Here is a 14,647-nt window from a genome sequence, read left to right on the forward strand (position 1 = left end):
AGGAACGGTGGTCGAGGAGGAAAAAGGAGGTCAGACCGTGACGAGCGGTGGTCCACGGGTCGAGACTCCCGTGGGGAAGACCTGCATCCGGCGCACCGCGGGGCGGTAACCCACGGGGAGTGCGGCCGGAACGGGCAGAGAGGAGAAGGGAACGCGGATCGCGGCGATGCGGCGCACCGCGTTCAGTGCGAGAGCGCTACCCCGTTCTGCACCGCGTATCAGGGCGGACGCAACGAGGACCGCTGCCAGGTGAGCAGCAAGCATGCCCGGACCGGGGAGATGAAAGTGGCCGCTGCCCAGCGACAGTGCGATATGACCGAAGACCTGCCCGGCGAGGAGTAGCGGTACGACCGCCAGCCGGGTACCCGCCGCGACAGCGCCCGCGATCACGGCGACGGAAAGAAGAACCGTGAGGGCGGTAGTGCCCGGATATGCGCCCTCCGCAACGGCGTGCGCGACGATCGCGACCACCCCACAGGTGCCACCCACGAAGCCACCGCGCATGCGCGCGAGAAGCTGAGGGTCGGCGGCCATGCCCCCGATGATACGTCTAGTACTACAGAGCGTCGTATGTGATGCAGCACTGTCGCGCCGGGTTTCACGTGAAACGCACGCAACACGCAAGTACGACGAAACCCACCCCCTGAACGGAGGTGGGTTTCGTGTTGCTGTGGAGCCTAGGAGATTCGAACTCCTGACATCTGCCTTGCAAAGGCAGCGCTCTACCAACTGAGCTAAGGCCCCGTACGCCGACTAGCGACTGGGTACCTCGTGCCACTCGTCCTCACTACGCAGCATGCGAGCAAGTCCGACGACCGCCAGAAAACCAGCTCCCACAGCGATCAGGAACTTCATTTCTGGCTGCCTTTCGGGCACGGGGAGTGGGCCTAGGAGGACTTGAACCTCCGACCTCTTCGTTATCAGCGAAGCGCTCTAACCGCCTGAGCTATAGGCCCTCGAACCGGATGGAACACTACCCCACCGACGCCGGATGATTCAAATCGCCTCGACGGGGCAGCATTCCTGCAGGTCAGTCCGGGTCTGCGAGCGTTACCTGAACGCCACCGACGAGGTCGGTGCACAGGTTGTAGATGAACGCTCCGAGGGTCGCGAGAGCGGTCATGAGAACCATGTTGGCCAGGCCGATCACGGTCGCGTAGCCGAACACCTGGCCTACCGTGACGAGTCCCTCACTGCCCGCATCGCTCACGATGTCGGTGAACGCGCTGTTGAGCCTGTCCCACACGCCCATCCCTGCGAGCACGGCGTAGAGCAGACCGACCGCGATCATCCACACGAAAAACAGCGAGACGGAAATCACGGACGAGATCTTCAGCATCGACCACGGGTCGATCCGTCGCACCTGCACCGTGGCGCGTAGTGCATCACCGGTGTCGACACCCGCGGGGGCCGGGGCAATCGCCGTCGGACCCACCTTCGGGGTCTCCCCCGTTGCCGGCGCGACAGGCGTCGGATGCTTGACGGCGGAGAGATCGGGCAGATCCTTCGCAAGATCCTTGCGCTCGATATGCCGCGTGGGCCCGTCGATGACCGCGGCTTTCGCCTTCGCCGCAGCACGGTCGTTGCTCGCGCGTTCGTTGGTGGTGCGCGTAGCCGACGCCGAGGACCCGGAGTTACCGGAGTTCATCGCGGCCGCTGCCGTACCCGTCACGACCGGACGGGTCGACGGTGCCGGATTCTGAGCTGCGGCAGGCTTGCCGGCGGGAGGCTGGCCACCCGTCGACGGCCGCGAAGCGGAGGATCCGCCGCCTGCCGCCGGCCCGGACTTGCCGAGACCGGGGCCGACTCCGGGCAGGTTGGTCTGCGGCGTCTTCTGCGGCGAAGAACCGCCCTGCGCGGTCCCTTGCTGGCCGCGCTGCCACGGCGGGGTCTGGCCACCCGGACGCGCCGTCTGGTTGGCGGGCCTCGCCGAGCGGGACTGATCGCCGCCCTGCGACGACTGTGCTGTCGCAGCTCCGGACGGTGCCCCGCCCTGGTTCCCGGTGCCCGGATTTCCCGCGCTCTGGTTCCCGGCGCCCTGGTTCGCCTTGGGAGCCTCCGGTTGCGGCGCTGCCGCAGCCTGACGAGGCTCCTCGCTGCGTACCTGCGACTCGCTGCGCACGGACTCCTCGCGCTGTGCGGGCTTCGCCGTACCGGCCGCCGGACCCTTACCTTCGGACTTCGGCGTCTCGCGGGCCTTCTCAGGGGCCTTCCCGGAAACCTCCGCCGGCTTCGACGGAGCGGATTGCCCAACCGGGCCACCGCTCTGCGGAGATCCGGCAGGCTTGTCCGCCGCCGTGTTCTGGGGCGACCGTTCCTGCTGCGGAGCCCGGTCCTGCGGTGCCCGGTCCTGCGAGGATGCCCCCTGCGGAGCCGGCCCCTGTGAAGGCGCCGCACCGGATGAAGCGGACGACACCTCCTGCCCATTGCGATCCTCGGGTTTCCGGCCGGGTTGCCCCTGGCCGTTTCCGTTGGGTCCCTGGGGAGTGCTCACTTACGACTCCTTAGCTCCGGATACGTCTGCGTCGTCCAGCTCGTCGGCATTGCGGGCGATCGCCAACAGCGTGTCGCCCTCGGCGAGGTTCATCAGGCGCACACCCTTGGTCTGCCGACCAGCCTTGCGCACCTGCTTGGCGACAGTACGGATGACACCACCGTTCGAGGTGATCGCGTACAGCTCGTCATCGTCCTCGACGATCCGAGCACCGACCAGGGTGCCACGCCGGCGGTCGTACTGGATGGTCAAGACACCCTTGCCGCCGCGACCCTGAACCGGGTAATCCTCCATCGGAGTCCGCTTCGCGTATCCACCGGAGGTCGCGACCAGCAGGTAGGTGCCTTCCTTGACGACGTTGAGCGACAGCAGGCTGTCCTCACCGTTGAACCGCATGCCCTGGACGCCGGAGGTTGCGCGTCCCATCGGCCGCAGCGCTTCGTCGGTCGCGGAGAACCGGATGGACTGTCCCAGCTTCGAGACGAGCAGCAGGTCGTCGTCGGCGGAGCACAGAACCGCGCCCACCATTTCGTCGTCCCCGCGCAGGTTGATCGCCACGATGCCGCCGCTGCGGTTGGAGTCGAAGTCCGACAGCCGCGACTTCTTCACCAGGCCGTTGCGCGTCGCGAGCACCAGGTACGGCGCGTCCTCGTAGCTCTGCAGGCGGATGACGCCCTGGATCCGCTCGTCGGGCTGGAAGGCCAGCAGGTTCGCGACGTGCTGACCGCGTGCGGTGCGGTTCGCCTCCGGCAGTTCGTATGCCTTCGCCCGGTAGACGCGGCCCTTCGTCGTGAAGAACAGCAGCCAGTCGTGCGTGGAGGTCACGAAGAAGTGCTTGACGATGTCGTCCTGCTTGAGCTCAGCGCCCTTGACACCCTTGCCGCCGCGCTTCTGCGACCGGTACAGATCGGTGCGGGTGCGCTTGGCGTAGCCCGTCTCGGTGATCGTGACGACCACGTCTTCGCGAGCGATGAGGTCCTCGTCGGTGACGTCACCGTCGGCGGCGACGATGCGTGTCCGGCGATCGTCGCCGTACTTCTCGGCGATCTCCTTCAGCTCGTCGCGGACGATGGCGCGCTGCCGCTCGGGCTTCTCGAGAATGTCCTTGTAATCGTCGATCTCCCGCTCGATCTCTGCGAGGTCGTCGATGATCTTCTGACGTTCCAGAGCGGCGAGGCGTCGCAACTGCATCGCGAGGATCGCATCGGCCTGGATCTCGTCGACCTGGAGCAGGTCGATGAGGCCGCCACGCGCGATGTCGACGGTCTGCGACCTGCGGATGAGTGCGATGACGTCGTCGAGCGCGTCGAGTGCCTTGACGAGGCCGCGCAGGATGTGGGCCCGTTCCTCGGCCTTGCGCAGCAGGTACCGCGTACGCCGGACGATGACCTCGACCTGGTGCACGACGTACAGCCGGATCATCTGGTCCAGGCGCAGTGTGCGCGGCACACCGTCGACGATCGACAGCATGTTGCAGCCGAAGCTCGTCTGCAGCTGGGTGTGCTTGTACAGGTTGTTGAGAACGACCTTCGCGACCGCGTCACGACGGACGGTCACGACGATGCGCATGCCCACACGATCCGACGACTCGTCGTGGATGTCGGAGATGCCCGCGATCTTGCCGTCGCGAACCTGTTCGGCGATCGAGGTGATGAGGTTGTCCGGGTTGACCATGTACGGCAACTCGGTGATCACGATGGTGGTGCGGCCCTTGGCGTCGTCTTCGATCTCCACGACACCGCGCATCTTCACCGAGCCGCGGCCCGTGGTGTACGCGTCGTGGATGCCCTGGGATCCGGTGATCAAGGCTGCGGTCGGGAAGTCGGGTCCCTTGATCCGCTCCATGACCGCGGCGAGGGTCGTTTCCTCGTCGGCTTCGTAGTTCTCGAGTGCCCAGTAGATCGCCTCGGCGACCTCTCGGAGATTGTGCGGGGGGATGTTGGTCGCCATGCCCACCGCGATGCCGCCCGAACCGTTGATCAACAGGTTGGGGATACGGCTGGGGAGAACTGTCGGTTCCTGGGTCCGGCCGTCGTAGTTCGGCTGGAAATCGACCGTGTCGTGGTCGATATCGCGCAGCATCTCCATCGCGAGCGGGGTGAGCCGGCACTCGGTGTACCGCATGGCGGCCGCACCGTCGTTGCCGCGGGAACCGAAGTTGCCCTGTCCGTCGACGAGCGGGTACCGCAACGCCCACGGCTGCGCCAGGCGCACCAGGGTGTCGTAGATCGAAGAGTCGCCGTGCGGGTGGTAGTTGCCCATCGTCTCGGCAACGGCACGCGCCGACTTCACATAGCCGCGGTCCGGCCTGAACCCGTTGTCGAACATCGCGTACAGCACGCGACGGTGGACGGGCTTGAGTCCGTCACGCACGTCGGGCAGAGCACGCCCCACGATCACGCTCATCGCGTAATCGATGTAGCTGTTCTGCATCTCCAGCTGGATGTCGACGGGCTCGATGCGGTCGTGCCCCGGCCCCTCCGGAGGCAACGTGGTGTCGGTCATGAGCTCCTTCTTCTACTCGGCTCGAACGTCCGCCCGCGGTCTTCCGCCCGGCAGACGTCTCGCAACCACACGAGTCTATAGGTGCAGGTCACCCCACGCCGCGAAGGACAGGCACTTTCCGCTCACGTCTCCGCAAGGGAGAGGTAGATCACACACGAAAGCGCCGTCCTGCACCACGTCATGTCCCACTTCCCGCGTCGGTCCGGAGATCGATCAGGTCCTCGTGCCGGTCCTTCTCGTCCTCCGGTGCGAGCACCAGTGCGGTGATCGGCACAGCCAGCACGATGATGCCGAGAATGAACGCGGGGAACAGAAACGACAGGACGCTCATGCCGCTCGGTTCCGGGGCTCCGGGGTCGACGACCACGTGCACCCCCGCCATTCCGGTGTAGTGCAGCGCGACCACGGCCGAAGCCATGACGAACGCGGCCATCAGACGGATGTGAACCCTTTCGGCGCTCCGCGCGAGAGCAAGCGCAAGCGTCGACGCGACCACACCGATGCCCACCGACAGGAGAACGAACCTCGCATCGTGGTCGATGGTGCCCTGGACCCTCATCGCGGTCATCCCGATGTAATGCATGAGGGTCACCGCGAGACCCATCACCAGGCCGCCGATTCCCGGACGGACCCCGCGCGGAAGCCGCTCGAGCACCGCGGAGCGGACAGTCACGATCCAGATGCCGAGCATGGTGGTCGCCACCGCCGCCAGCACCGAGAGCACCGTGGGTCCGAGGTGGTAGCGAATCACGGTTCCCGGCACGGAGAACCCCATCATGCCGATGAAGTGCATGAGCCAGATCCCCACGCCGCCGATGGCGAGGGACGCCATGGGCAACCACCAGTTGCCCCCGTTGCGTCCCGAGTCCTCGTGCGACCTGCGAATGCACGACAGCCCGGTGTAGGACCCGGCTACAGCGGTCGCGTAGGCCAGCACGAATACCCACGGCCCCATCGAGAAATGGTGCACGCCGGACTGTTACCGCGTGGGGGTCCGGAACGTCTCCGCGTTCCACTCGTCGGCTTCACGCTCGAGTTGCGCCGCGACGCGGTCCGGGGCGAGCAGCACCGCGACAATCGGAACGACCAGCATGAGCAGTCCGGCGACGAACAACGGGAACAGAATCGCGAACACCTCGATGCCGGCGGGTGCCGGCACCGTGGCGTCGGGAGTCACCCGGATGGACGCCGCAGCGAGGAAGTGCACGACGATCACTGCGGCGCCGCCGAGGACCCCGCCGACCAACCGCTTGGGCCATGTGTCCGCGTGCTGCACCAGCCACATCAGACCCGCGGCCGTCACGAATGCGACGAGCACGCCGGCGCCGACGAAGATGAGGTTGAAGGAGACCTCGCCTTGGGTCCGGACCGACCACATGATCACGTAGGGCACAGCGGCGAGTCCGGCGCCGAGTACGAGAGCAGCCGGCTCCGACCTCGACGAGGAACCATCCGACGGCGACGCGATCAGCAGAGCCATGAACACCGCCACCAGCGCGAGCAACATCGAGAACACGATGGTGAGCAGGTCGTACCGGACGATGCTGTTCTCCACGGCGAACCCTGCCATCGGCAGGAACTGTGCGAGCCACACGCCGACTCCACCGAGGACGAGGCATGCGACCACCAGCCAGAACCGGCGGATGCGGTCGGTGCTCGCGGTACGAACCTTCCGAACGCTGGTGACCCCGACGAACACCCCGATCGCCGAGGTGAGGTACGCCAGCAAGATCACCCATGGACCCATGGTGAAAAGCTGGAGTCCCTCGACCACTAGGGGGCCACCGGCTGGTGCAGCTTCCGCAGCGCGTATTCGGTGACGGTCACCAATGCCTGCTTCGCCGATTCACGGGAACGCGCGTCGATCGACACGATCGGGACATCGGGTGAGATCGCCATGGCCTGGCGGATGTCCTCGAGCGGGTAGCGCGGCGCGTCGTCGAACTCGTTGATCGCGACGATGAACGGAAGGTTCCGCGCCTCGAAGAAGTCCACGGCCGCGAAACTCTCGTCGAGCCGACGCGTGTCGATCAGCACGATCGCACCGATCGCGCCTCGGATGAGGTCGTCCCACATGAACCAGAATCGGTGCTGGCCCGGAGTACCGAACAGGTACAGCACGAGGTCCTCGGCCAGACTGATACGGCCGAAGTCCATCGCCACCGTCGTCGTCGCCTTCTGTGGCGTCGCGGTGAGATTGTCGACCCCGTCGCTGGCGTTCGTCACGAGCGCTTCGGTGCGGAGGGGGACGATTTCGGACACCGCCCCGACCAGCGTGGTCTTTCCGACACCGAAGCCACCCGCGATCACGATCTTGGTCGAGGTCACGCGCTTGGTGGCGCTAGAGTTCGCGAAGTCCACTGAGGACCCTTTCAATCAGCTCACGACGCTCCGCGTCGCTCGAATCGTCTTTCAGCGTGGCCAGGATCTGTACGTGTCCGGCTTCGACAAGATCGGCAACGAGGACGCGTGCCACTCCCAGCGGCACGCCCACCCTCGCCGCGATCTCGGCAACCGAGGGCGACTCCTTGCACAACTCCAAGATCGTGGCGTTGATGTTGTCCAAGTCACGGGCCCGAGGGTCCGTGCCCGGGATCGCCTGGATCAGTGCTTCCAACGCCAGTTCGACCGCAGGACTCGTACGTCCCGAAGTCAGCGAGTAGGGCCGTACCAGGCTGGGCTGATCCGGCACCGACTCAGGCTTGCGCGATTCCATGGCCACCTCGACGTCAGGACCCCTGGCCGACCCGCGGGGTTGCCTCGACCGAGGCACCCACCCGGTCCACCAAGAGCGCCATCTCGTAGCCGACCTGTCCGATATCGCACTCCGACGCGGTCAAAGCCGCGAGGTGCGAACCGTCACCGACACTCATGAGCAGCAGGTAACCGTGCTGCATCTCGACGACCGACTGGAGAACTCCGCCGCCGTCGAACAACTGCGAGACACCGTTGGACAGGCTCGCGAGGCCGGAGGTGACGGCAGCGAGCTGCTCGGCACGGTCGACCGGAAGGTGGGCGCTGGCAGCCATCAGCAGGCCGTCGGCGGACACGAGTACGGCATGCGAGACACCTGGAACTTCGCGCGCAAAGTTGGAAACCAACCAGTCCAGTGGACGGGCCACGTCGGATCCATGATCAATGTTCATCGAACTCCCTGTTCATTGTTCTCGCGATTGCTGGTATTCGCCGAGGTGCGACCGTTACGGACGCCCTGCTGGTGGCGACTCAGGTTCGCCCGAATGGCTTCCGGGTCCCGGCGTCGGATCGTCTTGGGCAGCTCCCCGGTGGCGGGAGCCCTCACCGCACCCGGAACGAGGCGGTGACCCGGCTCGCGCCTCGGAAGGCCGGCCGTCGTGTGTTCTTCCACCGATACTTCTGCTGCTCGCTGTGCTGCTTCCCATCCTGCGTCGGCAGCCGAGCGCCATTCCTTCCTCCGGCGGTCCTCCGGAAGACTGGTCGGATCGACAAGCCAATCCGACATCATGTTGGAGAAGATCGGCGTGTGCGGTGCGGGCTGCGGTCGGAGCCCGACCGAATCCGGCCTGGGCTGGAAGAACGACGCCGTCTTCGCGGAGTTCGTCCGGTAGCGATGGCGAGCGGCGTTCTGCGCGTCGCTCTGCGGCGCCACCGATCCGCCGTCGGCAATACTCGCCGACGGGATAGGCGCCGGACCCGCTAGTGCGGCAGCCGAGGGTTCCTGCGCGGTGGCAGGACGCGGCGGAAGACCGGGGGTCGCCCCGGGCCGGCGACGCGGAAGTCCTCCGGCCGGTGCGCTGTCCGGGCGAGGTTGCGGCCCACCGGCAATGCCGGGCGTAGCACCCGGACGACGCTGCGGCAGCCCGTTCGGAGCCTCGTGTTGCGGCTGCTGCTGCGACGGCCGGAGATTCTGCGGCGGCTGCACCTGCGAATGCTGTGCCTGCGAATGCTGGGGAGCACGCTCAGGAGTCGTCTGCTGCGCCGGCGACGGGGCTGCGCCGCGTCCCTGCAGTCCGGGCGTAGCACCAGGCTGACGCTGCGGGAGCCCCGACGGACGGGTTCCCTGCTGCGCATCCGGACGCTGCTCCTGCGGGGCAGGTCCCGAACGGACCGGAAGGCCGGGAGTATTACCCGGTTGACGCTGCGGGAGGCTCGAAGCTTCTTGTTCCCGAACAGGTTCCGGCTGCTGCCGATGTGTGGACGGCTCGGCCGCCGCGTGGCTGCCGGTCCGTTCGGCCGGACGCTCGTCCCGTGCCATCCGACGATCGCGCTCGTCCTGCTGAGGACGATCCTGACGAGATTCCTGCCCGGCCTGCGCCTCCCGCTCCTGACGACGAGCGTGCTCGTCCTGCCACACGCGGTCCTGAGCGGGACGGTTCTGACCGTGCTGGCCGCGGGGAGGAAGCGCCGAGACGAATGCCGCCGCGGCGTCGGGCTGGATCCTGCGCGGAGCCTGCTGCGGCTGCGGCAGACCGGAGGTCGCGCCGGGCTGACGCGTCGGCAGACCGGGAGTCGCGCCGGGCTGACGCGTCGGCAGACCGGGAGTCGCACCCGGCTGACGCGTCGGCAACCCGGGAGTCGTCCCCGGCTGACGGGACGGAAGACCCGATGCCGCTGCGCCGGGGTTCCGGGTAGGCAGACCCGATGCCGCTGCGCCGGGGTTCCGGGTGGGCAGACCCGAGTTCGAACCCGGCTGGTTCGAACCCGGCTGGCGCGGAGGAAGTCCCGGTGCCGCGCCCGGCTGACGCGTCGGCAGACCGGAACGGTCGCCCTGGCCTTGCTGAGGCCGCCCCGGAACACCTGATTCCCGGAGTGCGGACAATTCGTGCGCACCCGTCGACTCGCGCGGAGCCGCGCCACGAGATGTCGGCGCGAAGCCCGCACGCTCGTCGTCGCGGGAACGCTCGTCACGACCCGGCGCGGAATCACGGCGGGCACCCTGACCCGGATCTCTTCTCTCCGAAGACCGCTCGTCCTGCGCGTAGTACGACCGGTCGGGCGCCTCGATGCGGATCGGCTGCGACGGCGGGTTGGACTCCGCGTCGGAACGGTCGTACGCATCGACACGGAGCGGCTGCGACTGCTGATCGGACTGCGGCTGCGGCCGGGGCTGCGGTTGCTGATCCGACTGCGGCCGCGGCTGCGGCTGCTGTGGCCGGGGCTGCGAGGGCGGCTGAGACTGCGACCGCGCCGGTTCGTATTCCTTCTCGCGGGAAGGCGGCGGCAGCTGGGGAGTCTCCTGCGACGACGGCGAGGACAGTGCCTCGGGTGCAGACTCGGGCTCCGCGTCGATGATTCGCGGTTGCGGACCCGTCTGGGACAACGCGAGCGGCGAGACGAGCAGCACATCCGGGATGTGAACGCTCGCGGTGATGCCGGGGTTGCGTGCGGTGTCGAAGGTCGGGCGCAGCCGCACGGTGAGGCCGTGACGCTCGGCGAGCCGCGACACCACGAACAGACCCATGTGGCGGGCGGTGTCGGGACCGACCGCGCCACCGCTCGTCAGGCGCTCGTTGATGATCTCGAGTTCTTCCGGCGGTATACCGATGCCGCGGTCGGCGATCTCGACGAGCAGTCCACCGTCGACGGCGCGCGCGAAGCTGAACGTGACGGTGCTGTCGGGCGGGGAGGCCCGCAACGAGTTGTCGACCAATTCTGCGAGGAGATGCACGATGTCGGTTGCTACCGCACCGCTGAGCGCACCGTCCGGTGTCGAACCGATCTGGACCCGCTGGTAGTCCTCGACTTCGGACATCGCGGCACGCAGGATGTCGCCGAGCTGTACAGGCGCCGAGTGACCGCGGCGGATGCGTGTGCCGGAGAGGATCAGCAGGTTGTCGCCGTTACGGCGCATACGAGCCGCAAGGTGATCGAGCCGGAAGAGGCTCTCGAGACGGCTGGGGTCCTTCTCCTCGTACTCGAGACGTTCGATGAGTCCGAGCTGCTGCTCGACGAGGGACTTGCTTCGCCGGGCCAGCGTCTCGAACATGTCGTTGATCTGGAGACGGAGGTGGGCCTGCTCTCCCGCGAGACGCAGTGCCTGGCCGTGCATGTCGTCCACCGCGCGCGCCAGCTGACCGATCTCCTCGGTCGTGTGGACGGGAACGCGGGTGAACTCGATGTCCTCGATGCTGTCGCCGACCTTGATGCGGTCGATGGCCTCGGGCAGCTCCTGACGGGCAACCTTGAGGGTCCCGTACCGCAGCCGGCGGATGGGGCCGACGAGAGACCGGGACACGAGCAGCGCGAGGACGAGAGCGGCGAGCAGAGCGGCGAGCACGATCGCGGTGTCGCGCAAGGCCGCTGCACGGGTCTCCGCGGCACGATCCTGAATGGTCGTCGTGATCTGCTGCGCTGCAGCGTCGATGATGCCGCCGTACACGTCGACGCTGTGCAGCAGCGACGCTCGGACGTTGAGGATCGGGAGCGGGCCTTCGCCGGCAGCCGCGACCATGTCGGTGCGTTCCTTGACGCCGGACCGCAGGTCGGCAATCTGCGCGTCGGCCATCGGGTACGACCGGGAAAGAAGTTCGAGCATCGCAAGCTCGCCGCCGGACGCGGACACGAGCGCGGTATCGGGCTGTTCCGGGTTCTCGAGGATCGCGAGCACACCGAGCACCTGTCCGAACAGGTATCGCTGCGAGTACCAGGCGTTGACGAGTTGGTTGCCGTAGTCGAGGATCTCGCGGTCGTCGACACCGTCGAGGACCGCTTCGACGATCCTGTTGAGGTTGTCGCGCACCTCGCTGGTGACGGCGGCGATCTCAGCGATCGCGACGGGCCCGGCCTGCATCTTGGTGTAAAGCGTTTCGGCGCTGGCGATCGTGCGGTCGAGGTCCGAGACGAGCGCCTCGTCGAACTCGGGGCTTGCCGCGATCGTCTTCATCGTGACGAACGTTTCCCCGAGTGTGTCCATCTCCTCGGGCGTGATCGTTCCCGCTGCCGCGCTACCGGTCGCCGTCGCAAACGCCGTCGAGAAGTCGACGATGTCGGGCACGACCGCGACCTGATCGGCCGCGGAGGAGAAGTGCACCGCGTTGGACAGTTCGTTCTCGACGCGAAGACCACCCAGGACCATCGCCACTGTCACGGGGACAGCGAGGACGGCGGTGACCTTCGTGCGAAGACCCCACCCCTCGATGTTCCACCACCGCTGCCGGGGCGGCGATTTGTCACTCATGGATTACAGCTCTCCTTCCACCCCGTTCGCGCCAGGCGACGAGCGCCAACCGGCGCACCGCTCGAAACTGAGTGCGTTTTCGATCGATGCAGTCGAACGAGACGTTCCTGGGTGAGGGCACCATAGCGGTACATACAGGGAATACGGAAGGCGCACGCTCGTACGCTCCTGCGAAATGCACCCGACCCCCTGTACGGCTGCCACACATGGCGGTGGCCCAATGGACTGTACTAGCGGGTAGCCAGCCAGCGCGACCAGCGTGTCACTGTCACATGTCACATCATCGGGACCCCTAATGTGATGTCTCTCACAAAAGGGATCCCGATGTGGTCAGATTTCGCTCAGCGCCCGCCGAGCGGCCCCGCGTCAGACGTCGAGGAACCGTACGTCTTTGGCGTTGCGCGTGATGAAGCTTCTGCGTGCCTCCACGTCCTCACCCATGAGGACGCTGAACAGTTCGTCCGCGGCGGCGGCATCGTCGAGCGTCACCTGACGGAGAACGCGAACGGCCGGATCCATGGTGGTCTCCCACAGTTCCTTCGCGTTCATCTCGCCGAGGCCCTTGTAGCGCTGGATACCGTCGTCCTTGTTGATCTTCTTACCGGACTCGAGACCCACCTTGAGCAACGCGTCCCGCTCCCGGTCGGAATACGCGAACTCGGGCTCGCTCCGCTGCCACTTGAGCTTGTACAGCGGCGGTTGCGCCAGATAGACGTGACCGTCTTCGACGAGCGGCCGCATGAACCGGAACAACAGGGTGAGAAGCAATGTCGCGATGTGCTGGCCGTCGACGTCGGCGTCGGCCATCAGCACGATCTTGTGGTACCGCAGCTTCGCGATGTCGAACTCTTCGTGAATGCCCGTGCCGAAAGCCGTGATGATGGACTGGACTTCGGCGTTCTTGAGCACCCGGTCGATGCGGGCCTTCTCGACGTTGATGATCTTTCCGCGCAACGGGAGGATCGCCTGGTACATCGAGTCGCGGCCCGACTTCGCGGAACCGCCGGCCGAGTCGCCCTCCACGATGTAGATCTCGCACTTGCTCGGATCCTTGGAGCGGCAGTCGGCGAGCTTGCCCGGCAGACCACCGATATCTGTAGCGCTCTTGCGCCGCACCAGTTCTCGCGCCTTCCGGGCTGCGAGACGGGCGTGAGCGGACGACACTGCCTTCGTCACGATCGTCTTCGCGTCGGCCGGATTCGCCTCGAACCAGTGCGAGATGTGCTCGTTGCACGCCTTCTGTACGAACGACTTGACCTCGGTGTTGCCGAGCTTCGTCTTGGTCTGTCCTTCGAACTGCGGCTCGGCGACCTTGACGGAGACGATCGCCGCGAGACCCTCACGGATGTCGTCACCCGTCAGGTTGGGATCCTTCTCCTTGAGAAGTTTCTTGTCCTTCGCGTACTTGTTCACCACGGTGGTCAGGGCCGCACGGAAGCCTTCCTCGTGCGTACCACCCTCGTGGGTGTTGATGGTGTTGGCGAAGGTGTGGACGGACTCGGAGTAACCCGAGTTCCACTGCATCGCGACCTCGAGTTCGTGGCCCGTGCCCTTGGCCGTGAAACCCACCACCGAGTTGTGGATCGGCGACTTCGTGCGGTTCAGGTGGCGCACATAGTCTTCGAGACCACCGGGGTAGTGGTAGACGCGAGTCTTGACCTTCTGGACCTCGGGCTTCTTGGCCTCGAGTTCCTGATCCTCGGCGGTCTTCGGCGCGTCCGCGGTCTCGAGGACGACCTCGTCGGTTACTTCCTCGGGAAGCACGCGCTCGTCGGAGAGCGTGATGGTCAGTCCCTTGTTGAGGAACGCCATTTCCTGCAGGCGGCGCGCGACCGTCTCGAAGTTGAAGGTGGTCGTCTCGAAGATGTCCGGGTCCGGCCAGAACCGGACAGTGGTGCCGGTCCGTGTCGACGGCTCACCCTTGACCAGCTCACCGGGCTTGGAATAGGTGTACGTCTGTTCCCAGTGGTACCCGTCGCGGTCGATCTCGACCTCGAGTGTGGTCGACAGCGCGTTGACCACGGAGATGCCGACACCGTGCAGACCACCGGACACGGCGTACGCATCCGAGTCGAACTTGCCGCCGGCGTGCAGCTGGGTGAGGACGACCTCGATCGTGGGAACGCCCGACGAGTGCATCCCGACCGGGATACCGCGGCCGTCGTCGACGACCTGCACGCCACCGTTCTCGAGAAGGGTGACCTCGACCTTCGTCGCGTACCCGGCCATCGCCTCGTCGACCGAGTTGTCGACGACTTCCCAGATCAGGTGGTGCAGACCACGCTCTCCGGTGGAACCGATGTACATACCTGGGCGCTTGCGTACCGCCTCGAGTCCTTCGAGGACGGTAATGGACGACGCACCGTAGTCTTTGTTGCTCTTGTTCGACTTCTGGGCAGCCACGGGTGGGTAGCTCTCCTTCTCCGCCTCGGCCCCGCACAACGCGCGCGGCATTCTTCATCCATCCTACGTGCCCGACCCTCGTATGCCGG

General features: G+C 66.3%; 10 protein-coding genes and 2 tRNA genes. All 12 read right to left on the reverse strand.

Features of this window, described 5'->3' with window-relative positions; genetic code table 11:
• Window positions 1–30: 30 nt before the first annotated feature.
• Window positions 31–534 carry a hypothetical protein gene (locus TVH25_RS02350; protein WP_169652304.1) on the reverse strand — a complete coding sequence of 168 codons (504 nt, stop codon included), beginning with the start codon at window positions 532–534 and terminating at the stop codon, window positions 31–33.
• Window positions 535–671: 137 nt separating this feature from the next.
• A tRNA-Ala gene (locus TVH25_RS02355) sits at window positions 672–744 on the reverse strand.
• A gap of 138 nt (window positions 745–882) precedes the next feature.
• Window positions 883–956: transfer RNA gene (locus tag TVH25_RS02360), tRNA-Ile, on the reverse strand.
• Between the two features lie 74 nt (window positions 957–1,030).
• Window positions 1,031–2,122 (reverse strand): DUF3566 domain-containing protein, encoded by a 1,092-nt coding sequence (locus TVH25_RS02365; protein ID WP_378527198.1) that lies wholly within the window; start codon window positions 2,120–2,122, stop codon window positions 1,031–1,033.
• A gap of 372 nt (window positions 2,123–2,494) precedes the next feature.
• Window positions 2,495–4,999, reverse strand: a complete 2,505-nt coding sequence (gyrA, locus tag TVH25_RS02370) for a DNA gyrase subunit A (protein WP_169620892.1) — start codon at window positions 4,997–4,999, stop codon at window positions 2,495–2,497.
• Between the two features lie 178 nt (window positions 5,000–5,177).
• Window positions 5,178–5,954, reverse strand: coding sequence for an MHYT domain-containing protein (locus tag TVH25_RS02375; protein WP_296551331.1), 777 nt, complete (start codon window positions 5,952–5,954; stop codon window positions 5,178–5,180).
• A gap of 24 nt (window positions 5,955–5,978) precedes the next feature.
• Complete coding sequence (locus tag TVH25_RS02380; protein ID WP_422423272.1) at window positions 5,979–6,746, reverse strand: MHYT domain-containing protein; 768 nt, start codon at window positions 6,744–6,746, stop codon at window positions 5,979–5,981.
• A 26-nt stretch (window positions 6,747–6,772) separates the two neighbouring features.
• Entirely contained in the window at window positions 6,773–7,327 is a 555-nt protein-coding gene (locus tag TVH25_RS02385; RefSeq protein WP_169621077.1) for a GTP-binding protein, read from the reverse strand.
• A gap of 13 nt (window positions 7,328–7,340) precedes the next feature.
• Complete coding sequence (locus TVH25_RS02390) at window positions 7,341–7,715, reverse strand: DUF742 domain-containing protein (RefSeq protein ID WP_072701132.1); 375 nt, start codon at window positions 7,713–7,715, stop codon at window positions 7,341–7,343.
• A gap of 13 nt (window positions 7,716–7,728) precedes the next feature.
• Window positions 7,729–8,145 (reverse strand): roadblock/LC7 domain-containing protein, encoded by a 417-nt coding sequence (locus TVH25_RS02395; RefSeq protein WP_072701130.1) that lies wholly within the window; start codon window positions 8,143–8,145, stop codon window positions 7,729–7,731.
• On the reverse strand, window positions 8,142–12,155 hold the full coding sequence (locus tag TVH25_RS02400; protein ID WP_422423273.1) for an ATP-binding protein: 4,014 nt from the start codon (window positions 12,153–12,155) through the stop codon (window positions 8,142–8,144). Before TVH25_RS02400 ends, TVH25_RS02395 begins: the two co-directional genes overlap by 4 nt.
• Window positions 12,156–12,521: 366 nt before the next feature.
• Window positions 12,522–14,558 (reverse strand): DNA topoisomerase (ATP-hydrolyzing) subunit B, encoded by a 2,037-nt coding sequence (gyrB, locus tag TVH25_RS02405; protein WP_169621078.1) that lies wholly within the window; start codon window positions 14,556–14,558, stop codon window positions 12,522–12,524.
• Between the last annotated feature and the right edge of the window lie 89 nt (window positions 14,559–14,647).

Source organism: Rhodococcus sp. 7Tela_A2, assembly GCF_049311045.1.
Taxonomy (GTDB): Bacteria; Actinomycetota; Actinomycetes; order Mycobacteriales; family Mycobacteriaceae; genus Rhodococcus.

Coding starts and splice junctions, on each gene's coding strand:
- gyrA (WP_169620892.1), bottom strand. CDS start 4,999: ATGACCGACACCACGTTGCCTCCGGAGGGGCCGGGGCACGACCGCATC.
- TVH25_RS02375 (WP_296551331.1), bottom strand. CDS start 5,954: ATGGGGCCGTGGGTATTCGTGCTGGCCTACGCGACCGCTGTAGCCGGG.
- TVH25_RS02390 (WP_072701132.1), bottom strand. CDS start 7,715: ATGGAATCGCGCAAGCCTGAGTCGGTGCCGGATCAGCCCAGCCTGGTA.
- TVH25_RS02350 (WP_169652304.1), bottom strand. CDS start 534: ATGGCCGCCGACCCTCAGCTTCTCGCGCGCATGCGCGGTGGCTTCGTG.
- TVH25_RS02395 (WP_072701130.1), bottom strand. CDS start 8,145: ATGAACATTGATCATGGATCCGACGTGGCCCGTCCACTGGACTGGTTG.
- TVH25_RS02400 (WP_422423273.1), bottom strand. CDS start 12,155: ATGAGTGACAAATCGCCGCCCCGGCAGCGGTGGTGGAACATCGAGGGG.
- TVH25_RS02380 (WP_422423272.1), bottom strand. CDS start 6,746: ATGGGTCCATGGGTGATCTTGCTGGCGTACCTCACCTCGGCGATCGGG.